This is a genomic window from Thalassotalea euphylliae (assembly GCF_003390335.1).
GTDB lineage: Bacteria > Pseudomonadota > Gammaproteobacteria > Enterobacterales > Alteromonadaceae > Thalassotalea_F > Thalassotalea_F euphylliae_B.
Genome location: NZ_QUOU01000001.1, coordinates 1,706,209 through 1,730,443 on the forward strand (window position 1 = coordinate 1,706,209; position 24,235 = coordinate 1,730,443).

Below are 24,235 nucleotides of genomic sequence, written 5' to 3' on the forward strand. Positions count from 1 at the left end.
GAAGGTATTAGTTAAGCGGTATAACACTCGTTGCGTTAGGACATCTTGTAAGAATTGATGCCAGCTTAATGCAATGGAAATCTATAACACTAATACTACGATACCGCTAACACGCCAAAGCCGAGCTTTTGCTACTAATCAGCAGCGTGTTAGTGGCAATAGCGACACCGATAACGGCAATCAAATAGAGCAGATACGTCGTGCTCGCAATACTGATCGAGTTGATCAAAACTCGCCACAAAACCTTCCTGTAGCTCAACCACCATCAGCTCAGCCTCAATCTCAACCGCAAGCGCGGCAAAACCGTTTAGATTACAGCGAAGCGGCGATTGCCATATTAGAAGAGCGCACTCAGCGGCAGAGCCCTCAGCAAGATTTAGCTAATGAGCGAGATGTTGGCCTTCAGCGAGAGCTCGACTTTGAGCAGGAATTTAATCGGCAACAAGATTTTAACCCACAGCAGGGGGTTAACCTGCAACAAAGAAACCGCCAACAAGACACTTCATCAGGACAATTTGCGGGTTACGATCGCCCATCAGCCGCTAACCGCACGGCGATTTCTGCCTATCAAACAGTTGAAGGCTTAGAAGAAAGGGATAACCTTGAGCAAATCCTTGGCGTAGACTTATACGCTTAAAAACTTCATGCACGCCTCCCAATAGCATTAAATATTATCAATTTCAGTTATATAAACGTGCTTGCCAAATAATGGTTTAACCTCCACTATGATCTGCAAACTCATGTATCGAGCCAATCGTGACCAGCCAGCTTCACCAACCTTCATTCTTTTATCGACACCGCTTTTGGTTATTGTTATTAGCTGCGGCGACTTTGCGTCACTTGCCAATTGTCTCTCTGCCATTTAATTGGTTAGAAAGTTATTTTCACGAAATTAGCCATGGCTTAGCGGCCATCATTGCAGGTGGAAAAATTATTCAAATAGAGCTTTTTCCCAACGGCGCTGGCTTATGTACGACTCAAGGTGGCAGCCGATTACTAACGGCATTTATGGGGTATAGCGGGGCAGCTATTTGGGGAGCAGCAATTTATTCCTTGTCGTCAGTGAATCAGCGAGTCACTCAATTAGTAACCGCCAGTATTTTAATACTCTTGGTATTGAGCTGTATTTTTTGGGTCAGAGATATACTAACGCTCATTATATTGGCCGTTTTAATTGCGCTTTTTGCGCTCAAAGTGAAGTTTTATCGCCACCCTTGGTTGAATGTGAGTGTGCAATTAGTCGGCCTAACTGTGCTGCTAAATGCCTTATTTAGCCCCTTGTATTTGATCGATGGCCGTCATCGCGGTGATGGTGCAACGCTCGCGGGCTTAACTGGCATGCCAGAAATTTTATGGGTTGCAATCTGGCTAGTAATCGCTGTAGTTTTGTTATATCGACTGGCAAAACAATCCAATAAGAGATCAAGTTGAGAATAACCACAGAAGAAATATGTTACGACATAAATGAAGTGTCACTGCATGGCTTAACCACAACCGATGACGATCAGCCAATCACTTTATGCTTGCATGGTTGGCTTGATAACGCCGCTAGTTTTTTACCGCTCATGCCATATTTGCCGAATCGCAAGCTCATTGCGTTAGATTGGCCTGGGCACGGTTTTTCCTCTCATCGCAGTTTAGATGCTCATTACCACTTTATTGACTGGGTTTATGACCTAGTTCAGTTATTTGAAATAACGCAATGGCCAGCTGTTGATATTGTTGCCCATTCAATGGGGGGCATGGTGGCTACGGCATTTGCTGCCGCATTTCCTGAGAAAGTAAAATCGTTAACTTTGCTTGATTCGATAGGGCTGATTTCCGATAAGCCTGAAAATACCACCGAACAATTGCGTAAAGGTTTAACCAGCCGCCTTAAAGGCTTGTCGAAGCAAAAAAATCAACACCCATCGATAGAGTCTGCCGTCAAGGCAAGGGTCGCGGTGTCGGACATGGCGTATGAGCAAGCGCAATTAATTGTTAAGCGCGGTTTAGTGCAACAAGGTGGCAAGTATATTTGGCGCGCTGACAGCCGATTGAGAAATGCCTCGCCATATCGGTTAACAGTAGAGCAAGCCAAGCAACTTATTTCAGATGTGCAGTGCCCTGTCAATTTGGTTTATGGTGACAAAGGCTTGGAAATGGTGCATTTAGGCATCAAAGAATTTTCAGCACTGTTTAGCGATTTAACCGTACATAAAGTTTCTGGCGGACATCATGTGCACATGGAAGCGCCACAACAGGTTGCTGAAAAGATAACCGCATTTTGGCAACAAATCGCGACAAAAGTACCGTAAAATTTACATAAATCGCGAAAATTGTCGCTATATCGCTCCACAAAAAACTAGGATTTTCGATCAAAGTGTGGAATGATCCTGAACTTTCGAGTAAAAGCTCAGGCAAAAGTAGACCGTAAAAATTTACGCAAACACGCAAACCGCCTGACGAACGCAATATCATTCATCTTGGTATTACTATAAAAATTATAATTATCACGCGTGTCTAAATAGAATTGAGGAGATGACTGTGGAAAAAATTTGGCTTGAAAAAAGTTACCCCCCCGGTGTTCCACACGAAATAGACCCCGACAAATACTCATCAATTGTCGAAATGTTTGACAAGTATGTTGGCATTTACGCGCAGCGCACCGCGTTTATTAATATGGGCGCAGAAATCACCTACAGTGAATTAGCCGAGCAGGCGAGTGCGTTTGCAGCATACCTACAACAGGAGTTGGGTTTAGTTAAAGGTGATAAATTTGCCATTATGGTACCTAACACTTTGCAATACCCAGTTGCTTTATTTGGCGCGCTAAAAGCAGGTTTAACGGTTGTTAATGTTAACCCGTTATACACGGCGCGTGAGCTAAAGCATCAGTTGAACGACTCTGGCACGAAAGCCATGCTCATCGTTGAAAACTTTGCTCATACTTTGCAAGAAGTTATCAAAGATACGCCAGTTGAAAAAGTTATTTTAACAGGGTTAGGTGATCGCCTTGGTGGTTTAAAAGGCAAACTGGTTAACTTCGCCGTTAAATACGTGAAGAAAATGGTGCCGAGTTACTCACTGGCAAACACGGTTAAATTCAATCAGGTTATTGCCAAAGGCGAGAGCTTAACGTTAGCTCCAGTTGAGATTGCTGGTGAAGACTTAGCTTTCTTGCAATACACAGGTGGCACCACGGGTGTCTCAAAAGGCGCAATGTTAACGCACCGCAATATGGTGGCGAATTTAGAGCAAGCCAAAGCCGCGATTCGCCCGGTATTAAAAGACGGCGAAGAGTTGGTGGTGACTGCACTGCCGCTTTACCATATTTTTGCACTAACCGCGAACTGCCTAACGTTTATGACACTAGGTGGCACTAACTTATTGATCACTAACCCGCGCGATATGCCGAGTTTTGTTAAAGAACTAGGCAAGTATCCATTTACCGCGATTACAGGCGTAAATACCCTGTTTAACGGTTTAGTAAACACGCCGGGCTTTGCGCAATTGGACTTCTCAAAACTCAAGCTATCGCTAGGTGGTGGCATGGCAGTACAACGCCCAGTTGCAGAGCGTTGGGAAGATGTCACAAAAACGCGCTTACTTGAGGGTTATGGCTTAACAGAATGTTCACCTATGGTGACGATTAGTCCTTATAACCAAAACGCATTTAATGGCTCTATCGGCTTACCTGCGCCGTCTACTGAAATTAGAATTGTCCGTGAAGATGGCACAACTGCTGGCGTGAATGAGCCCGGCGAAATGTGTGTGCAAGGTCCACAAGTAATGAAAGGCTACTACAATCGCCAAGAAGCTACCGATGAAATATTGACCGATGGCTGGCTAGCGACAGGTGATATTGCTGAGATGGATGAGCATGGCTTCTTCCGAATTGTTGACCGTAAAAAAGACATGATCTTGGTCTCTGGCTTTAATGTCTTCCCGAACGAAATTGAAGAAGTGGCGATGATGCACAAAGGTGTTGTTGAAGCTGCTGCGGTTGGTGTACCGCACGAAGTCAGTGGTGAAATCATTAAGTTGTTTATCGTTAAGAAAGACGATTCACTTACCCAAAAGAACATCATTGAACACTGTGCTAAGCACTTAACAAATTATAAAGTGCCTAAGCTAATTGAGTTTAGAGATGATCTACCAAAAACCAACGTAGGTAAAATCTTACGTCGTGAACTAAGGTAGTACATCTGCAACTAATTAACTTCGTAGTATTAAAAAGCCGACATAATGTCGGCTTTTTTGTCGCTGCTATAAAGGTGTAGATAAACGTACTTAACGCCTTAGCTATTTTTACTTTATTAAGGCTATTGCGCTTTTAACACTTGGCCATTAACCGCTGCGCTATCGTCTGACATTAAGTAAACGTATAGCGGCATAATGTCTTTCGGTGTTGCTAACGTATCTGGGTTTTCACCTGGGTAGGCCGTTGCGCGCATCGCTGTGCGTGTGCCACCCGGGTTAATTGCGTTAGTGCGTAAATTCGTCCCTTCGAATTCGTCAGCAATTAACTCCATCATCCCCTCAGTCGCGAATTTCGACATACTGTAAGTCGCCCAAAATGCTCGGCCTTTGCCACCAACGGTTGAGGTTGTAAATACTAGTGAAGCTTTGTCAGCTTTTTGTAGCGCTGCAATTAAGGCTTGCGCCATCATCATTTGCGCTTTGACATTAATTTGCATGACATCGTCAAACGTTTGTTCGTGAATATTCACAAACGGGGTTAACTCGCCCAGCACAGAAGCGTTAAGCAGTGCACCATCGAGCTTACCAAACTGGTCAACAATAGTATTGGTCATGTCAATATAGTGTTGCTTTGTCGCACCTTTCATATCGAGGGGCACGATAGCTGGCTCAGGATTACCTGCGGCAACGATTTCATCGTAAACGTTTTCGAGCTTTTCAACCGTTCTACCCAGCAAGATAACAGTCGCGCCGAGCTCGGCATAAGTTAATGCTGCCTGCTTACCAATACCGTCACCAGCACCAGTGATCAAAATTGTTTTATCTTTCAAACAGCTATTTTGAATTGTGTAGTCAAACATCGAGTAATTATCACATTGATTTCAATGCTGTAATTTTACGCTTCCTAAGCAGATATGACGAGTGAAAATTCCCAAGATTCAGCAGATTTATTGAAAAAGCGGGAGAAAAACAAAAAAACGCTAGCGCTCTTGTGCAACTTTGTGTAGCTTAAAAATTGTCTAATATGTTGGCGGAAGTAGTGTAAAAGCTCTAATTTTTTTGAAAAAAAAGCTAACAAAGTCAAATGGATAAAAGCAAAAAATAAATAGACTAGACTCTGGGGAGATGCAATGAAAAAGCTAGTACTAAGTATCGCTATCGCTGGTGCACTTGGATTAAGTGGCTGTGATGATGAAACCATTCGCGATGTAGAACAAGAGGTCGCAGAAAACGGCCCAGTAACCACACCAACGGCCCGTATAATTTTTGATCCAACAGCGGGCGATCTTTCAGTTCCGAACGATTTACTTTTCTTAGGTACCACTGATGGTACGTTAAACCCGCCAGTTAGCGACCCTACTGATTCTTCTGACCCGTTTTTTGCGCTGAGTGCGCTTGATGGTTGGTCTACCGTTCAACCATTTAGAATTGATGTCGACTTACCGCCAGGCGTCAGTTTAGATGCAAACAGTGTGGCGAACCCAGCCTCTGTGCGTATTTTTGAAACCGAATTTGGTGGCCCAACGGCATCATCAGCAGAGTGTGCTGCATTGCCACAAGGCGCTGCTTGTCAGGTGGTTGGTGAACTAACGTTTGGCGTTGATTTTATCTCGCAAATGTCTGGCGATGGCGTAGCTGTTGTACCATTAAAACCGCTCAAAGCTAAAACGGGTTACCTCATTGTTTTAACAAATTCATTGCAAGACGATACTGGTAAGTCAGTTGCGGGTTCATTTACTTATGAGCTTGTCCAGCAAGACTTAGCGACTAAGCCGCTAGCAACTGACTCTCAGTTAGCACTGCAAGGTGCAGTAAACAGTTTTGAGAATGCCGTAAGCGGCGCAGGTGTTGATAAATCTAGCATTATTTACACAGCGGCAATGACCACACAATCAACGGTTGATGCGGTTGCAACGGTTAAACAAGTGATGGCTGCGGGCTTACAACTAGGTAACGTGCCTACGATTGCTATTCAAGATACCTCAGTTTCGGTATTCGACGCATTAACATCGCAAGGTGTATCGCTACCAGCTGAATTGGCGCCGGTCTACCAAGCAGCTAACTTAATGCAAGGTTCAATTACGTTGCCATATTACTTAGGTACACCAAGTGCTGAAAATCCGCTTGCACCAGTGAACGATTGGTGGAAAGCACAGTGTGATTCAGGTGCTATGCTAGCGGGGCTTGCCGCACAAAACCCAAGTGCAATTCCAGCTGACGCTGTGAGTGAAGGTGACGGCCTATGTTTAGCAATTTCTGCGGCAGCAGGTTTAGCAGCACCAGGTTTACGTGACTTACGTGGCGTATTAGATTTAGATACAGAGCGTAACATCACTAAATTTAACCCAATGCCAGAAAAGCGCGCAGATATGACGCTTGATGTGCAAGTAACCACGCCTGACATGGCGGTAGCTAATGCAGTGCGCGCAAGCTTAGGTTTACCAGCGTTGACACAACCAGAAGCTGGTTGGCCGGTTGCCATCCTGCAGCACGGGATTACTTCTCGAAAAGAAGACATGTTAGCGATTACCGGGGCATTGGCCATCCAAGGTATTGCAACGGCAGCGATTGATCACCCAATTCACGGTAGCCGTGGTTTTGATTTAGATGGTGATGGTGTTGACGATTTAAATGCTTCAACCGTTTCAGCAACACACTACATGAACCTAGGCAACTTGCTAACGACACGTGATAACTTGCGTCAAAGTACCGTTGATACGCTTGGTTTACGCTTAGGTCTTAACTTTGCTGGCGGTGTTGACGCGGCTGGCGCTGCTATTGCATTAGACGGTTCTAAAGTGTACTTCTTAGGCCACTCATTAGGTGCTATCTCAGGTATCAACACAGTTGCATTAGCAAACTTACCGTTAGACCCTGCGGTTGACCCGTTATTTAAGGTATCGGCAACTTCGTTTGCGATGCCGGGTGTTGGTGTTGCTAACTTGCTGCTTGAATCGCCGGCATTTAGCGGCCTGATCAAAGCAAGCTTAACGTTAGCGACATCAGAAGAGTTCGCAGCATTTGTTGCCGCAACTTTCCCTGGTCAGCCAACAGAAGATGAGCTTGTTCAAGCATTCAACACCTTCTTTGCGGCGTTAACGCCAGCGCAACAAGCTGAGTTAAATGGTGCGTTCGCACAATTTACTTTTGCAGCGCAAACTGTGACAGATGCTGGCGACCCAGCGAACTACGCAGGTATGGTGGCGATGACACAAACGCCGACACACTTAATTGAAGTGGTTGGTAATGGTGCCGATAACTTATCAGACCAAGTAATTCCTAACACGGTGAGTTCAACACCGTTATCAGGTACGGAAGCTGCTATTCCGTTACTTGGCTTGACAGGTGTTAGTGAAACAACGGAAGGCTCTGGTGCGGTTCGTTTCACTTTCGGTCATCATGCGTCGATTCTTGACCCATCAATTCGTCCAGAAGCAACTGATCCTGCACAAACAGCGGCAGCGACTGCTGAGATGCAAGGTCAAGTGGCGACCTTCTTTGCGACAATGGGGCAGTTACTTTCAATCACCAACAGCGATGTTGTGATGTAATTAACGGCTGTGAATATCAAAAGCTCCCAACAGGGAGCTTTTTTTTTGCTAAAACATCCATATATAGTAGTAAAGTGTGGAATAAGTTGTAACGGTTACGGTTGCAATACATCAAATTGGAGACTCCATTGGAATTTTTATACGAATACGGTTTGTTCTTGGCCAAAGTGGTCACTTTTGTGTTGGCGGTTGTGGTTATCGTCGCTGTCGGGGCAGGTGCTGCGATGAAGCAAAAGGCTCGTAAAGGTGAGCTGGAGATCGAAGATTTATCAGAGCATTTTGAAGAGGTTGAGCTGGAAGTTACTCATGCACTTTTGACCAAAGACGAGTTAAAAGAAAAAGAGAAACAAGATAAAAAAGCTGAAAAAGAAAAAGCCAAAGCAGCGAAAGCAGCTAAAGTAAATAAGGGTAGTGACGAAGCCGCCAAAACTAAACCGAGAATGTTCGTTTTAGACTTTAACGGCAGCATCGACGCTAAAGAAGTGTCTGGTTTACGTGAAGAGGTTTCAGCGGTACTAGCGGTTGCTAAGCCAGAAGACGAAGTGTTTGTGAAATTGGAATCTGGCGGCGGTATGGTGCACGGCTACGGTCTCGCCTCATCACAGCTAGATCGCATTCGCCAACGAGATATTCCACTCACCATTTCGGTTGATAAAGTGGCGGCAAGCGGCGGTTACATGATGGCCTGTGTTGCCAATAAAATTATCGCGGCGCCATTTGCGATTTTAGGTTCGATTGGGGTGATCGCCCAAGTACCTAACTTTAATAAACTACTGAAAAAGAATGATATCGACTTTGAACAGTTAACGGCTGGCGAATTTAAGCGCACGCTTACTATGTTCGGTGAGAATACAGACAAAGGTCGCGAGAAGTTTGTTGAAGAGCTAGAAGAAACGCATCAGTTATTTAAAGACTTTGTTAGCGAACACCGTCCGTCATTAGATATTGCCAAAGTAGCAACGGGTGAGCATTGGTTTGGAACAAAAGCGAAAGCATTGGGTTTAGTGGATGATATTCAAACCAGTGACGATTATTTATTTGCAGCGGCAAAAACTCACAAAATTGTCGGCCTAAAATATGCGACCAAAAAAGGCTTAGCGGAAAAATTATCAAAAGCTGCGTCAATGTCAGCAGATAGCTTTATCTCGCGATTAATCCAGCGTAACCGTATCTTCCCTAGCTAATCGGTTTTTCAGAGTTGTTCAATATCAAAAGGTGCTGAGTTTAGCACCTTTTTAGTTTGTGGAGCCGACCCTGAAAAAGCTCGCTTTTTACATACGATTGCATGGATGCAGGAGGTAGTTCGACTCAGAAGATAAAGCCGAGAGCGACTATGCGACAAAACGAGCGCTGCGATTAGAAACCGTTTAGATTGAACGAAATTTAAGTTCGAAAGATCAACACGCTCTGGTTCGTGTTCTGAGCTATGTTATTGCGCCTACCTTACCGCTTACTCCCTAGTCAGGGACGATTTTTCCATCTATTTACTTGATGCCAGTCAGATCTGGAACTAGCTTTATTCACTAACTACCTTCTGGATAAAGGGAACGAACATGCTGACGAAAGGCTATTCTTTTATGTTGCTTGTTGTGCTCATGGCAGGATGTAGCACACAACCAGACCCTCATACAGAGCTTGGAACAGCAGCTACAACAGATGGTTTAGTACCTGCTGAAACGTTTACTTTAGCCAATGGGCTGGATGTTGTTTTTCATATTGACCGCTCTGATCCTGTTGTCGCGGTTAACCTTACCGTACATGCGGGCTCAGCAAGAGAGCCAGAGGGCCGCTCTGGTTTTGCCCATATGTTTGAACATCTGTTTTTCCTCGAATCTGAAAATCTTGGCAAAGGCGGTTTGGACAAGCTAAGTGCCAGAGTTGGCGGCTCTGGAGCCAATGGCTATACAACTCGTGACTTAACGGTTTACCAACAGACAATTCCCAAAGATGCCCTAGAAAAACTCCTCTGGGCAGAGGCGGATCGGCTGGGTTATTCAATTAATACAGTGACCGCTAGCGTTCTGGAAAAAGAAAAGCAGGTTGTTAAAAATGAAAAGCGGCAATTTGTTGATAACAGGCCGTATGGTCATACTGGCTATATGTTGTCAAAACACTTGTACCCGAAAGAGCACCCTTACAGTTGGCGTGTTATTGGCTCGATGCAGGATATTCAAAATGCAACACTTGAGGATGTCCATGATTTCTTTTTGCGCTGGTATGCACCAAACAATGTGACCTTAACCTTGGCGGGCGATTTTGACCCTGTGCAGGCCAAGCGCTGGATTGAAACGTATTTTAATGATATTCCAGCAGGTGAGCAGATACCAACACTTGAACCAAACACTCCTAAGCTCAGGCAAACAACACAACTCGTACATCAGGATAATTTTGCCAGCCTAGCGGAGTTGACCATAGTCTGGCCGACCATAGAGCGTTTTCACGCTGACGAATATGCGCTCAATGCCTTGGCACGTATTCTCGCCGATGGTAAACAAAGCGTATTTAATCAACTGCTAGTTGAGCAACTTAAATTAACGCCCCAAGTGACTATTAATCATTACAGTAATCAGCTAACAGGTGAGTTCAGCCTGAAAGTGCGCGCCTTTAGTGGTATTGATCTTGATAGGGTGCAGCAGGCGCTTGAGCAGGCGTTCAAACAGTTTGAGCAAGATGGCTTTACAGCGTCACAACTTGATCGCGTCCATGCGCAAACCGAAACCAAGTTTTATCAACAATTGGTCAGCGTTGAGCAAAAAGCAAGTATGCTAGGTTATTACAATGCCTTGATATCGACGCCAGCTTTCGCCTCTCGCGATTTAGACAGCGCCTTGGCGGTCACTAGCGACGACATTTGGCGAGTCTATCGTCAGTATATTCAAAACAAACCCTTTATCAGCACTAGTTTAGTACCCAAAGGGCAGGCAGAGTTAGCGATAAGTGGTGCCAGATTGTCAGGCGTTGTTGAGGAAACGATTAGCGCAAACACGCCTGACAACTTTGTCTCACCAAACCTGACTCAAGCTACCAAACCTAGCAATACTCCTTCGACAATTGACCGCAGTATTGAGCCTGATTATGGCGAGCCAATTAAATTAAAAAGCCCTGATATTTGGCATGCCAAATTGGCCAACGAAATGACGGTTTATGGCATTAATACGTCAGAGTTACCGTTAATTGAGTTTGAATGGGTGATTAGTGGTGGTCAGCTATTTGATAGTGTGAACAAGTCAGGTGTGGCGAATTTCACCGCCTTGATGATGACTAAAGGAACGGCGACTAAAACCACACAAGAGTTACAGCAAGCGATTCAGCAGCTTGGGGCTGATATTCGGATTACTGCCAGTGAGACGGCAATGACCATTTCAGGGACAAGTTTGTCGCGTCACTTTGATGCAACGCTAGCACTGGCAATCGAAATGCTGCTAGAGCCGAGATGGGACAAGCAGGAATTTGATATTGTAAAACGAGAGCAAATAAGTCGTATCGTAGCAGAGCAAAGCCAACCTCACTTGGTCGCGGATAAGCAGTTTAATCGTTTACTCTATGGCGACGACCATATCCTTAGCCACAGCTTACTCGGTAGTAAAGACACGATCAAAGCAATCCAGATGTCAGACTTACAAACTTTTTATCGAGAGAAACTGTCACCTAACCTCGCTACCTTGCATGTGGTTGGCGACATTTCTCACCAGCAAGTAGTCGCTTCGTTGGCGCTGGTTGAACAAAGATGGCGTAATTTAAATCTGACCCAGCCAAGCATCGGTGATGTGAAATCATCAGCAAGCGCTGGCTTGTATTTTTATAACATAGCGGATGCAAAGCAGTCACAATTACGGATCGGTTATGCTGCGATGAGTGCCAGAGATGAGCATTACTATCCGGGAAAAATTGTGAATTTTCGCCTTGGCGGTGGGGGCTTTGTTGCTCAGTTAATGCAACAGGTTCGTGAGCAAAAAGGTTACACTTACTCTATTAATTCGGACTTTGAAGGCACCCCATATTATGGTCGTTTTGTCCTCAAGTCCCCTGTGCGTACAGACGCCACTTTCGATGCGACCAAGCTGGTTAAAGATATTCTGGCTAGCTATACCCGGAATTACAATCAAGTAGACCTAGAGGTTACCCAAAGCTATTTACTTAAAAGTAACGCTCGGCGCTTAGAATCAATGGAAGCCAAGCTCGGTGTACTTTATGCCATCAGCCAATATCAATATCCATATGATTATTTGGAGCAGCGCGAGCAGCTAGTGAAGCAATTTACGGTTGAAAAAGTAAAACGTCTGGGTGATAAACTTATTCAACCAGAGCAGTTAATTTATCTGGTGGTGGGGGATGCAAAAACTCAATTAGATAGCCTGTCTAAGCTGGGGCTAGGAAAGCCAATACGGTTAAATTAGGATAATGACTGAGCTCCTAGCCGCCTAAAGTAGGTAGAGTAGAACTAGAGTAAGATTATGGCTCATTAACAATAACATCTAATGAAGACATTAAATCGAAAGGACTTTTAAGAGGCTCTAATTTATCAATTTTATCGCGTTTCGATTGCTCTATCTTCTTATACTCAACTTCAGTTTCAAGTAACCTCAAAAAGTAATATGAATTGATGTTATTGCTAGCATCCACCATTTTAGCAGATTTGGGCTTTTTAGCTCTCAACAATGAAGCAGACATAAAATACTTATACCTTTCTGCCATAGTGCAATGAATGAAAGTTTCATGCTGCTTGTACAGTAGTACGGCTTCCATTTCTTTTTTTGATAGGTTAATACCGGAAAAGAGGTTTTTTGGTAATACAGTCGCTTGTTTCTCACATTGTTCCTCTGAGTTTTCGAGTTCAGCTAAGCTTTCCGAATATGATCTTAATATCAAGCTTTCAGAGTTTTCGAGCTCATTCGCACTCAAATTAAAGTTCAATACAATTAAACATGGACTTAATAAGTACTTTATCATTTCGCTTTATACCCAAAATAAATAGCTTTCCAAAATGTTCTTTCTTTGTAATTAGTTGATTGTTGATAGGTTTCGGCTGCAATTTTTTCTATTTGTCGCCGAGTAATTTTGGGGATGGTTGCAAGCCCGCGAGTTAAGGTTGCAAAATCTGTCGAATATACAGAATATGTTGCTGCGAGACTGTTCGAACCAAGAAAAATATTTGCGAAAACCCCAATACCAGTAAATGTGGCCAATAGTTTAGATAATTCGTCTAATTCTTTTAGCCTTTTTAATGCTCTTTTACTTGTTGAAGAAAATTCAACGCCTTCAATATTTGGACATTTCATAGTTATTCCTTTTACTATTAATCTGTTGATAAGTGGCGATACTTTGCTTGTTTTCTTCTCTAAATATCACATGTTAATTATTGTTTTGTAACGATGTTGGGTTTAATTAGCCAATATAAAAACTATATGTGACTGATATTTGAACACCATAACTCAAAAATTCTTTCCAATGCAATCAAGAATGTAGCTACTTATCTCACGTTGATTATTTTTCTTATACGGTTGTCTTACTTGATAGTGTAATCGCGCAACTCGGTGTCGATTAAAATATTAGTTTGCTTGTGTGTTCTCGTATACTCGTAACCTCGTAAATTTCTGGCATATAAAAAATGCACAGTTGTTTTGTTAAATAGATGTAGCTAACCTTTGCCTCATTACGAATGTTGCCTAGCTACTTTGCAGACTTGGTTTTTGTCAAAATAGCTATTGCGGAGAGAAAAATGAAAAACTGGAAGAGCTCACTATTACCCTTTTTAAGCGTGCTAGCGTTAGTGGGCTGTGGTGATAGCGCAAATCTTCAAGGTAAAAACGCTGCTGATGATGAGGTTGAGTTAGCTAGTCGAGTTAAGCATTGTGGACAGGATAACCAACAACTCGCCCAATGTTCTGATGGTGCCTTTCAGTTACAGCTATTGCACTTCGCCGATATTGATGGCGGCCGCGATATTCTGAACAATGCCGTTCGTTTTTCTGCAATATTAAATAAATTCCGCGCTGAATATGCCAATACTTTAGTACTCAGCTCAGGTGATAATTGGATACCCGGCCCAGAATATAATGTCGGCGGTGATCTTGCCTTGAGTAGCATTTTAGGTGTTGCCGCCAATGGCAGAGCGCATATCGCTTATTTAAATGCTATGGGCGTGCAAGCCACGGCGGTTGGCAATCACGAATTAGACATGGGGACAGAAGCGTTCGCCAATTTGATTGCGCCACAAGTGCTGAGTGGTAAAACTTGGCAAGGTGCTCAATTTCCCTATTTATCGGCCAATTTGGATTTCACAACAGATACCTCGTTAGCGCCATTGTTCGGTGTTAACGGCGATATCAATACTAATCAAGCAGGGCAGGTTGCCGCCAGCACGGTGATTGAGGTCAACGGCGAAAGGATCGGTGTCGTTGGCGCTTCAACACCAGCGTTAAGCAGTATTACGAAAACAGACGACATTACTGTACTACCTGATGATGCCAGTGACATCGCGGCACTTGCCTTGAAAATACAAACTTATATTGACTCCCTCACCAAGCAAGGTATCAACAAAATTATCTTACTCGCCCATATGCAGCAAATTGCCATTGAACAACAACTCGCGCCTTTACTGGATGGTGTCGATATTATCGTCGCAGGTGGTTCGAATACGATATTGGCTGACAAAAACGACAGGCTACGCGATGGCGATAGTGCCGAAGGCAGTTATCCACTCGTTTTTCAAAGTGCCACAAAAGAGCCTATTGTAGTGCTGAACACCGACGGAGATTACACCTACCTCGGGCGATTTGTCGTGATGTTCGATGAAAACGGTGTGATGATCCCCAGCTTGTTAGACGATGAACTAAACGGTGCATACGCTGCTGACGAACGAGCACTTACTGAACACAACCTTGAGTTAAGTGACGCGATTCCAGAAGTTCAAACGATAACTACGGCGTTAAACCAAGCATTGACGGCCAAACTCAGTAAGGTATTTGGTAGCACATCGGTGTATTTAAACGGCAGCAGGGTATCAGTGAGAACTGAGGAAACGAACCTCGGCAACCTTACCGCTGACGCCAACCTTGCTTATGCACAAACAATTGATAAAAGCGTGGCTATTTCACTTAAAAACGGTGGTGGGATTCGCGCACCAATTGGTGCTTGCGTCATTCCCCCCGGCAGTACTGATAGTGAGTTGGTATGCAGTCCGCCCAAAGGCGCAGACGGTATCAATAACGCAGGCGATGTAACGCAGTTGGATTTAGAAATCGCGCTGCGCTTTAACAGCGCACTTAGCAATTTATCAGTCACTGGTCGTGAATTAAAAGACATTATTGAGTACGGCGTGTCGGCTACCAGAGCTGGCGCAACCCCCGGCCGTTTTCCGCAAGTGGCAGGCATGCGTTTTAGTTTTGACGCAAGTAAAGCGGTTGGTTCGCGCGTGCAAAATCTTATGATACTTGATGATAATGGCGCTTTACCCAAGGGTAAGACAGTTGTAGTTGTTAACAATGGAAAGCTAAACCCAGCTGCGGCTAAGCAAATATTTCGCTTGGTGACCTTGGACTTTCTAGTGAACGGTGGTGACGGTTATGCCTTTCCCAAGGGGAAATCGGCAAACGTGGTGAGCCTTAAAAGCGCAGGGCAAAAAACAGGTAATGTCGTTATTGCTGACGATGGCACAGAGCAAGACGCCCTCGCAGAGTATTTATTCGAGCACTACCAAAAAGTGGGTAAGGCTTATTACGAAATGGACACGCCAAGCGCACAAGACAAGCGTATTCAGAATTTAGCCAAGGTGCCAGAAGATACGGTATTAGCTGACGAATAACTACACGTTGAGGAAGCTTTAACTGGCACAAAAAAGGCTTGCATCGGCAAGCCTTTTCTCTATGTATTTTTAATCTTTGGTTATCGCTGTGTTTGGTTTAATTTTTAGTAATACGCCAAAATGCAATTAATGCGGCAAAGAATAAAATCATCGGGTAAAACGAGTAAATCACCACATCCACAGGGGAAATACCAATAGTTGCTCCAAGCAGCAAGGCTTGCGCGCCATAAGGTAATAAACCTTGGTTAATACAGGCGAAAATATCTAGCAAACTAGCCGATTCTGCTGCTTTAATGTTGCCATCTTCGGCGAGCTCTTTCGCGGTTTCACCTGTGATAATAATTGACACTGTATTATTGGCGGTAAAAAAGTTCGCACTAAATGCGAGGCTGGCAATACCTAAACCAGCCGCGCGTTTCGGGTTATTGGGGCTAAGTTTACCCGCTAATTTTTTTAAGCTTACCGTAAGCGCTTGCAAGCCACCTTGGCGGCGTACTAACTCGCTTAAACCACCAATAAATAGCGCTAAAATAAAGACGTCTTGTACGTTAGCAAAGCCTTTGTTGATATCAGATGCGAGTGCAGACAGTTGATAGCCATTACTGACAAAGCCTGTTGCAGCTGCCAGTAAAATACCAACCAGTAAAACCACAAACACGTTTACCCCCGACAACGCTAAACCAAGAATAACGACGTAAGGCAATAGGCCAATTACGTCGATCGCTTGCTCGCTTTGATAGTCAGCACTACCTCCCAAGAAAGTGAATAGCACGAGCGAGATAAGTGCGGCGGGAAGAGCGAACTTAAAGTTCACACGAAACTTGTCTTTCATTCGCGCCCCTTGTGTTCGCGTTGAGGCAATGGTTGTGTCAGAGATAATCGATAAATTATCACCGAAAATAGCGCCGGAGATAATACTACCTGCAACTAATGCAGGGCTTAGGCTCGCAGCTTCAATAAAGCCCGCGGCTATCGGGGCAATGGCAGCGATGGTACCAACCGATGTTCCCATAGCTGTTGATAAAAATGCGGCAACAATGAATAGTCCAGGAATGATTAAATAGTCCGGAAACAGCGCTAATCCCAGTTGCACACTTGCATCAACACTGCCTGTTGCTTTCGCAACCATGCCAAACGCGCCTGCCAGCAAATAAATCACCCCCATGGTAATAATATTGCTATGGCCGGCACCTTCAATAAACTGGTTAACTTGCTCGCTAATCGTTTCCTTCCCCATCATTATTGCAACGATGATGGCAGGGATAATGGCAACACTGGCAGGCAGCTGGTAAAACGCAAACTCAACACCTTGCAGGGTTAGGACAATCCCTGTACCGATAAAGAGCGAAAGGAATACGCCAAACGGCAATAGGCTGAGAAGGCGAGGTGGTGAGGTTTGTTCAGTCATATAATGCTCTAATTCTTATTGTTAGTTGTTGTCGCTAGCGCGTTATTACTTTGAACTTTAATTTGTTTAATCTTATTCACGCGTTAGGTAGTGATGCACGCGAACAAGCATAAAATGTTCAAATAATAAGCTTTTATAACATTCCACTGGATCAGGGGAAAGGCAAAATAGCAAGCTAACAGATAGATAAGTTTTCATTTGGCGAATAGCGCAAATTATAAAGTGATTTGTACCACTGTCAATCTAGATGTTTAGATGGCTAAAATAACTTGATGTTTAGCTGATGCTGAGAATGAACCAAATTTCGTTAAAAACTAGGTTCAATAATTTAGCGATATAATCCCTCTATTTTTATCAATCGTAGCGGAATTAGCCCTACTTTATGGTGGCGCTCTGTGCTATTCTTGCCGCCAATTTTTACAATGAAGAAGTGCAAATGTCTGATAACAAATTTGAATCAATCGAAGCACGCGTAAGTTACGGCGTTGGCCGTCAACTTGGCGACCAATTACGCAATAACCCATTTAAAGAGTTTGACGTAACCGCGGTACAATCTGGTTTAGCTGACGCATTAGCAGCTGCAGATAGCCAAGTAAGCGAGCAAGACTTAAACGAAGCATTTGCTGTTGTTTCTAAGAAATTACAAGAGCAAGAGCAAGCACAAGCCAAAGAAAAAGCGGCTGAAGGCGAAGCTTTCTTAGCAAAAAATGCTGAGCGTGCAGAAGTGACTGTGACTGAATCTGGCTTACAGTACGAAGTGCTAGCAGATGCAGAAGGTGAAAAACCAACGGCAGCATCAACGGTTCGCACTCACTACCACGGTACTTTCATTAACGGTGAAGTATTCGATAGCTCAGTTGATCGCGGTCAACCTGCTGAATTCCCAGTTGGTGGTGTTATCGCTGGTTGGACAGAAGCATTACAGCTAATGAGTGTTGGCGCAAAATGGCGTTTATACATTCCTTACAACTTAGCTTACGGTGAGCGTGGTTCGCACGGTGCGATCCCTCCATACTCAGCGTTAGTATTCGATGTTGAACTATTAGACATCCTATAAATGATTAAGCCGGGCTAGCCCGGCTTTTCTTTGTCTGGAATTTTTTAATTCGTATTGTTACCCAAAGCAAACAGCACTTTTTACTACGCACCTTTTAATGCGCGCTATAAGAATGAACGAACAGCACCAAGAACAAAACTACCCTAACAAAGCCCAGCAGTTGGCTACCTTCTACCAAAATTACATTCATGCCTTCTCTGCGGCCAGCGTGCCAGCAGTAGCGAAATGCTATCAACTCCCTTGCGTATTGAGTACGCCAGATAAAGTACTCGTGCTTGATAGTGAGCAAGGCTTCAATCAAGAGTTTAGTGGCATTTTTGCCATGTTAGCTGAACATAACATCACCGGGTTTAAGGCCAGTAATGCCAGTTATCAGCATATTAATGAAACACTTAGCTTAGTGAAAATTGATTGGCGTTTTTATGACCAAGCTAATAACCTTTTTAGCGAATTTTCGGCAATTTATCATTTAAGCTATCAACAAGAAGCCTATAGAATCATTAACGTTATTTCTCATGATATGTGTCAGCTTGCTGACTTAGCTCATGAGTTAACCTTAATCCCGAGTGCTAACGATACAAACAATAGTGCTAACGATATAAACAATAAGGAAACCGATAAATGACCACTAAAGTTGCAATTTTAGGCTGTAGCGGCCGCATGGGCCGTAACTTGATCAAGGCAGCTGTAGAGCATGATGAAATTGAACTGGTTGGTGGCACGGTGCGCGAAAATTCTTCTTTTGCTGGTTTTGACTTAGGCGAGTTAGCAGGTATTGGCAAACTTGATTTGGTGACAAGCACTTCGCTTGAAGCGGTCAGCAGTGCCGATGTCTTTATCGACTTTACTTCGATTGAATCTACGTTGAGCAATATCGAGTGGTGTAAAGCGAATAATAAAGCACTAGTCATTGGTACTACCGGCTTTGAAGATGCGCAAGTTAAATCGATCAAACAGGCTGGTCAAGACATGCCCGTATTATTAGCGCCAAACACCAGTGTTGGTGTTAACTTGCTATTTAAACTCTTGGAAATTACCGCTCAGGCTATTGGCGACTATACTGATATAGAAATTTTTGAGGCGCACCACCGATTCAAAAAAGATGCACCGTCAGGCACCGCGATGAAGATGGGGCAGGTGATCGCTGAAACCCTAGGGCGTGATTTAAATGAATGCGCCGTTTATGGTCGCGAGGGTATTACTGATGAACGCGATAACAAGACTATAGGTTTTGCCACGGTTCGTGCTGGCGATATCGTTGGTGAACATACGGCATTTTTTGCGGATTTGGGCGAGCGCCTCGAAATCACCCATAAAGCCAGTTCGCGTATGACCTTTGCTCAAGGGGCAATGCGTGCAGCACTTTGGTTAGCTAAGGCTAAGCACGGTTATTACGATATGCAAGATGTTCTTGGGCTGAAATAACACACCCGAATATATGGCATAAATTGATTAAATAAATCATATAAAACAGCTTGTTAGTTATTTTTGTTCGCTTAATTTTCTAGACAAATTAAGTGATATCAAGGTTAGAAAACATAGATTTTTGACCGTTTGGTCATAAAAATCATTTTAAAGCTAAATATTTCTAATTTTACTAGACGAAAAACACTAATGGGCGTAGAATGCGCGGAATTTGTCAAAAATTTGCGATTCGCAAGCCAAAAGACGGATTATTGAACAATTTTCGCGCTTAGTGCTTTTAACGAGAAATACGCAAAAAAACGTTAAAAGCGATTAAGTTTACTTTCTTCTTTTCGGAGGCTAAATTGACTAAATCTGCCATTTTGGTGCTAGAAGACGGCACTATATTTAACGGCACCGCTATTGGTGCAGAAGGAATGGCGGTTGGTGAAGTGGTGTTTAACACTTCCATGACCGGTTACCAAGAAATCCTGACTGATCCTTCCTACGCAGAACAAATTGTTACCCTCACTTATCCTCACATTGGCAACACTGGTACAAACTCAGAAGACGAAGAGTCTGGCACCATTTGGGCTAAAGGCTTAGTGATTCGCGACTTACCTTTACTGGCCAGTAATTTTAGAAACGAAGAAAGCTTGAGCGATTACCTAGCGCGCAACAATATTTTAGGTATTGCTGATATCGACACGCGTAAACTAACACGTATTCTACGTGAAAAAGGTGCTCAAAATGGCTGTATCTTAGCGGGCGATAGCCTAGATGAGGCAAAGGCACTAGCCCAAGCAAAAGGCTTCCCTGGCTTAAAAGGTATGGACTTAGCAAAAGTCGTATCGACTAAAGAACAATACCAGTGGACAGAAGGCAGCTGGCAGCTAGGAAAAGGCCATACCTGCTATAAAGAAACGCCGGAAAACTTCGACTTTCACGTCGTTGCCTACGATTTTGGTGCCAAACGCAATATTTTACGTATGTTAGTAGACCGTGGCTGTAAGCTTACGGTTGTGCCAGCGCAAACTCCAGCGGCTGACGTACTAGCGATGAATCCAGATGGCATCTTCCTATCTAATGGTCCCGGCGATCCAGAGCCATGTGACTACGCAATCGCAGCAATTAAATCTTTCCTTGAAACTGATATTCCAGTGTTCGGTATTTGTTTAGGCCATCAGCTATTAGGTTTAGCCAGTGGTGCCAAGACGATTAAAATGAAGTTCGGTCACCACGGTGGCAACCACCCAGTGAAAGACATTGACCGCGATGCGGTGATGATCACCGCGCAAAACCATGGTTTCGCTGTTGATGAAGACAATATGTCAGACAATCTGCGCGTCACGCACAAATCACTGTTTGATGGCACAATTCAAGGTATTCACCGCACTGACAAGCCAGCCTTTAGCTTCCAAGGTCACCCAGAAGCAAGCCCAGGTCCACATGACGCAGCACCGTTATTTGACCACTTTATTGAACTAATTAATGAAGCTAAAGCAGCTAAGTAAGAGAGAACAAGACTATGCCAAAACGTACTGACATAAAAAGTATTCTAATCTTAGGTGCTGGCCCAATTGTTATCGGTCAAGCGTGTGAGTTTGACTATTCAGGCGCACAAGCCTGTAAAGCCCTGCGCGAAGAAGGTTACCGCGTTATTCTCGTGAACTCTAATCCAGCCACCATTATGACCGACCCAGAAATGGCTGACGCAACTTATATTGAGCCTATTCACTGGGAAGTTGTGCGCAAGATCATTGAAAAAGAACGTCCAGACGCGATTTTACCTACTATGGGTGGTCAAACAGCACTTAACTGTGCACTAGAGCTTGAATCAAACGGTGTACTTGCTGAGTTTGATGTTGAGATGATCGGTGCAACTGCTGATGCTATCGACAAAGCAGAAAACCGTGAACGCTTTGACCAAGCAATGAAAAACATTGGTTTGGAATGTCCACGCGCTGAAATTGTGCACTCAATGGAAGAAGCGAAAGAAACCGCTAAGCGTATCGGTTTCCCATGTATTATTCGCCCGTCTTTCACCATGGGTGGAACCGGTGGCGGTATCGCGTATAACCAAGAAGAATTCGAGACAATTTGTACGCGTGGTTTAGATTTATCTCCAACCAACGAACTACTTATCGATGAATCATTGATCGGTTGGAAAGAGTATGAAATGGAAGTGGTTCGCGATAAGAACGACAACTGTATCATTATCTGTTCGATTGAAAACTTTGACCCTATGGGCATTCACACTGGTGACTCAATCACGGTAGCACCAGCGCAAACCCTAACTGACAAAGAATACCAAATCATGCGTAACGCATCACTTGCGGTATTGCGTGAAATTGGTGTTGAAACTGGTGGTTCAAACGTACAGTTTGGTGTTAACCCGAAAGATGGTCGCGTTGTCATTATCGAGATGAACCCGCGTGTTTCGCGCTCATCTGCATTAGCATCAAAAGCGACTGGTTTCCCAATTGCGAAAGTGGCCGCAAAACTAGCAGTTGGCTTCACGTTAGACGAGTTACAAAACGATATTACAGGCGGCGCAACACCAGCATCGTTCGAACCGACGATTGATTACGTGGTAACAAAAATCCCACGTTTTAACTTCGAAAAATTCGCTGGCTCAGAAGATCGCTTAACGACGCAAATGAAATCAGTCGGTGAGGTGATGGCAATTGGTCGTAACCAACAAGAATCAATGCAAAAAGCACTACGTGGCTTAGAAGTTGGCGCTAGCGGTTTTGATCCAAAAGTAGATATCAACGACAAAGACGCACGCTCTGAAATTATGCACGAGTTGCAAGAAGCGGGCGCTGATCGCATCTGGTATGTGGCTGATGCCTTCCGTTTAGGCATGTCAGTTGATGAGGTATTCAATGCCACAAAGATTGACCGCTGGTTCCTAGTGCAAATCGAAGACATCGTTAATGAAGAGAAAGTACTAGCAGAAAGCGGCATGGCGGGCTTAAACGCTGCGTCATTAAAACGCTTAAAGCGCAAAGGTTTCTCAGACAAGCGTCTTGCTGATGTAATTGGTGTTAACGAGTCAGAAATTCGCAAGAAACGTCATGCGGCTGATATTCGCCCAGTTTACAAGCGCGTTGATACCTGTGCGGCAGAATTTAAGTCTGACACGGCTTACATGTACTCAACCTACGATGAAGAGTGTGAGTCTTCACCGTCTGACAAAGAAAAAATCATGATCATTGGTGGTGGTCCAAACCGTATCGGTCAAGGCATCGAGTTTGACTACTGTTGTGTACACGCAGCCCTTGCAATGCGCGAAGACGGTTACGAAACCATTATGGTGAACTGTAACCCTGAAACGGTTTCAACTGACTACGACACGTCTGATCGCTTGTACTTCGAGCCGATCACTTTTGAAGATGTGTTAGAAATCGTCAATGTTGAAAAACCAAAAGGCGTTATCGTGCAGTACGGTGGTCAAACACCACTGAAACTTGCTCGTGCATTAGAAGCGGCTGGCGTGCCAATTATTGGTACTTCACCTGATGCGATTGACCGTGCAGAAGACCGTGAGCGTTTCCAACAAGCGGTTGAGCGTTTAGGTTTATTACAACCAGAAAACGCAACAGTGACTTCATTAGAAGAAGCGGTATCAGAAGCGAAAACTATCGGCTTTCCATTGGTTGTTCGTCCATCTTACGTATTGGGTGGTCGTGCGATGGAAATCGTTTACGATGAAGACGACTTACGCCGTTACATGAACGAAGCAGTAAGCGTGTCAAACGATTCGCCAGTATTGCTTGATCACTTCCTTGACGATGCCGTTGAAGTAGACATCGATGCTATTTGTGACGGTGAAAACGTGGTGATTGGCGGCATTATGCAGCATATCGAACAAGCGGGTGTTCACTCAGGTGACTCAGCCTGTTCATTACCGGCTTACAGCCTAAGCCAAGAAGTGCAAGACGTGATGCGTGAGCAAGTGACTAAACTTGCGTTTGAACTAGGTGTTGTTGGCCTAATGAACACGCAAATGGCGGTAAAAGACGGCAAGGTCTACTTAATTGAAGTTAACCCTCGTGCTGCTCGTACCGTGCCATTTGTTTCAAAGGCAACATCAGTACCACTAGCGAAAGTGGCGGCACGTGTAATGGCTGGTAAGTCATTGACTGAACAAGGCATTACTAAAGAAACGATTCCACCGTTCTTCTCAGTAAAAGAAGTGGTGATTCCGTTTAACAAGTTCCACGGCTCTGACCCATTAGTTGGCCCAGAAATGCGCTCAACTGGTGAAGTGATGGGTGTTGGTGAAACGTTTGAAGAAGCGTATGCCAAAGCGAACTTAGGTGCGAACGTAGTTGTACCGAAATCAGGTCGTGCGTTGGTGTCTGTGCGTAACTCAGATAAAGAGCGTGTGGTTGACTTAGGTAAGCAGTTAGTAGAATTAGGCTACGAGCTAGATGCCACCCACGGCACCGCGGTAATGTTAGGTGAAGCAGGCGTACCGTGTCGCTTAGTTAACAAGGTACACGAAGGTCGCCCACACATTCTTGATAGAATCAAAAATGGCGAGTATAGCTACATTATTAACACTACTGAAGGCCGTAAGGCGATTGAAGACTCAAAAGTGTTACGTGGCGGTGCATTGCGTTACAAAGTGGCTTATACCACAACCTTGAATGCGGCTTTTGCAGCATGCCAGGCACACGCTGCTGATGACCGCGACAAGGTAACGTCTATTCAAGAGTTACACGCACGCTGTTAGTCGTTAACTTAGCTGCATAACACAAGATTCGACAAACTAGACTGAAGCCGTGGCTGAGAAAGATAGTTTTGTCGAATCATGACAG

Annotated in this window: 17 protein-coding genes; 13 read left to right on the plus strand and 4 right to left on the minus strand. The window is 44.2% G+C overall.

Annotation, left to right across the window (positions count from 1 at the left end; all coding sequences use genetic code 11):
- Nucleotides 1–73: 73 nt before the first annotated feature.
- From DXX93_RS07535 to fadD, 4 genes are all read left to right on the plus strand, one after another.
- Nucleotides 74–637: a hypothetical protein gene (locus tag DXX93_RS07535; protein ID WP_116007563.1), complete on the plus strand. Its 564-nt coding sequence runs from the start codon at nt 74–76 to the stop codon at nt 635–637.
- 119 nt (nt 638–756) lie between these two features.
- Nucleotides 757–1,431: a M50 family metallopeptidase gene (locus tag DXX93_RS07540; protein ID WP_258872617.1), complete on the plus strand. Its 675-nt coding sequence runs from the start codon at nt 757–759 to the stop codon at nt 1,429–1,431.
- A complete protein-coding gene (locus tag DXX93_RS07545; RefSeq protein WP_258872618.1) occupies nt 1,428–2,297 on the plus strand; it encodes an alpha/beta fold hydrolase in 870 nt (289 codons plus the stop codon). The genes DXX93_RS07540 and DXX93_RS07545 overlap by 4 nt, the downstream gene beginning before the upstream one ends.
- Before the next feature lie 229 nt (nt 2,298–2,526).
- On the plus strand, nt 2,527–4,182 hold the full coding sequence (gene fadD / locus DXX93_RS07550) for a long-chain-fatty-acid--CoA ligase FadD (RefSeq protein ID WP_116007566.1): 1,656 nt from the start codon (nt 2,527–2,529) through the stop codon (nt 4,180–4,182).
- A 122-nt stretch (nt 4,183–4,304) separates the two neighbouring features.
- Here the strand turns inward: fadD and DXX93_RS07555 are convergent, their stop codons facing one another.
- Nucleotides 4,305–5,042, minus strand: a complete 738-nt coding sequence (locus tag DXX93_RS07555; protein ID WP_116007567.1) for a YciK family oxidoreductase — start codon at nt 5,040–5,042, stop codon at nt 4,305–4,307.
- Nucleotides 5,043–5,312: 270 nt separating this feature from the next.
- Between DXX93_RS07555 and DXX93_RS07560 the strand changes: the two genes are divergently transcribed.
- The 3 genes from DXX93_RS07560 to DXX93_RS07570 all read left to right on the plus strand — a co-directional run bounded on the left by DXX93_RS07560 (nt 5,313) and on the right by DXX93_RS07570 (nt 12,130).
- Entirely contained in the window at nt 5,313–7,733 is a 2,421-nt protein-coding gene (locus DXX93_RS07560; protein ID WP_116007568.1) for a VolA/Pla-1 family phospholipase, read from the plus strand.
- Between the two features lie 128 nt (nt 7,734–7,861).
- On the plus strand, nt 7,862–8,917 hold the full coding sequence (sohB, locus tag DXX93_RS07565) for a protease SohB (protein ID WP_116007569.1): 1,056 nt from the start codon (nt 7,862–7,864) through the stop codon (nt 8,915–8,917).
- A 369-nt stretch (nt 8,918–9,286) separates the two neighbouring features.
- Nucleotides 9,287–12,130 carry a M16 family metallopeptidase gene (locus DXX93_RS07570; protein ID WP_116007570.1) on the plus strand — a complete coding sequence of 948 codons (2,844 nt, stop codon included), beginning with the start codon at nt 9,287–9,289 and terminating at the stop codon, nt 12,128–12,130.
- 55 nt (nt 12,131–12,185) lie between these two features.
- On the opposite strand, the gene DXX93_RS07575 is transcribed toward DXX93_RS07570, so the two are convergent.
- Together DXX93_RS07575 and DXX93_RS07580 are read right to left on the minus strand one after the other, a co-directional pair.
- Nucleotides 12,186–12,683, minus strand: a complete 498-nt coding sequence (locus DXX93_RS07575; RefSeq protein WP_116007571.1) for a hypothetical protein — start codon at nt 12,681–12,683, stop codon at nt 12,186–12,188.
- Entirely contained in the window at nt 12,680–13,012 is a 333-nt protein-coding gene (locus tag DXX93_RS07580) for a hypothetical protein (RefSeq protein WP_116007572.1), read from the minus strand. The genes DXX93_RS07575 and DXX93_RS07580 overlap by 4 nt, the downstream gene beginning before the upstream one ends.
- A gap of 440 nt (nt 13,013–13,452) precedes the next feature.
- On the opposite strand from DXX93_RS07580, the gene DXX93_RS07585 reads away from it, so the two are divergent.
- Entirely contained in the window at nt 13,453–15,537 is a 2,085-nt protein-coding gene (locus DXX93_RS07585; RefSeq protein ID WP_220347559.1) for a bifunctional metallophosphatase/5'-nucleotidase, read from the plus strand.
- Nucleotides 15,538–15,634: 97 nt separating this feature from the next.
- Here the strand turns inward: DXX93_RS07585 and DXX93_RS07590 are convergent, their stop codons facing one another.
- A complete protein-coding gene (locus tag DXX93_RS07590; RefSeq protein WP_116007574.1) occupies nt 15,635–16,945 on the minus strand; it encodes a Na+/H+ antiporter NhaC family protein in 1,311 nt (436 codons plus the stop codon).
- A gap of 436 nt (nt 16,946–17,381) precedes the next feature.
- On the opposite strand from DXX93_RS07590, the gene DXX93_RS07595 reads away from it, so the two are divergent.
- The 5 genes from DXX93_RS07595 (at nt 17,382) to carB (ending at nt 24,150) form a co-directional block, all read left to right on the plus strand.
- Nucleotides 17,382–18,002 (plus strand): FKBP-type peptidyl-prolyl cis-trans isomerase, encoded by a 621-nt coding sequence (locus DXX93_RS07595; RefSeq protein ID WP_116009869.1) that lies wholly within the window; start codon nt 17,382–17,384, stop codon nt 18,000–18,002.
- Between the two features lie 112 nt (nt 18,003–18,114).
- Nucleotides 18,115–18,627 (plus strand): hypothetical protein, encoded by a 513-nt coding sequence (locus tag DXX93_RS07600; RefSeq protein WP_147302656.1) that lies wholly within the window; start codon nt 18,115–18,117, stop codon nt 18,625–18,627.
- A complete protein-coding gene (gene dapB, locus DXX93_RS07605; protein WP_116007576.1) occupies nt 18,624–19,427 on the plus strand; it encodes a 4-hydroxy-tetrahydrodipicolinate reductase in 804 nt (267 codons plus the stop codon). Before DXX93_RS07600 ends, dapB begins: the two co-directional genes overlap by 4 nt.
- Nucleotides 19,428–19,771: 344 nt before the next feature.
- Complete coding sequence (carA, locus tag DXX93_RS07610; RefSeq protein ID WP_116007577.1) at nt 19,772–20,920, plus strand: glutamine-hydrolyzing carbamoyl-phosphate synthase small subunit; 1,149 nt, start codon at nt 19,772–19,774, stop codon at nt 20,918–20,920.
- 14 nt (nt 20,921–20,934) lie between these two features.
- Nucleotides 20,935–24,150, plus strand: a complete 3,216-nt coding sequence (carB, locus tag DXX93_RS07615) for a carbamoyl-phosphate synthase large subunit (RefSeq protein ID WP_116007578.1) — start codon at nt 20,935–20,937, stop codon at nt 24,148–24,150.
- Nucleotides 24,151–24,235: the final 85 nt, after the last annotated feature.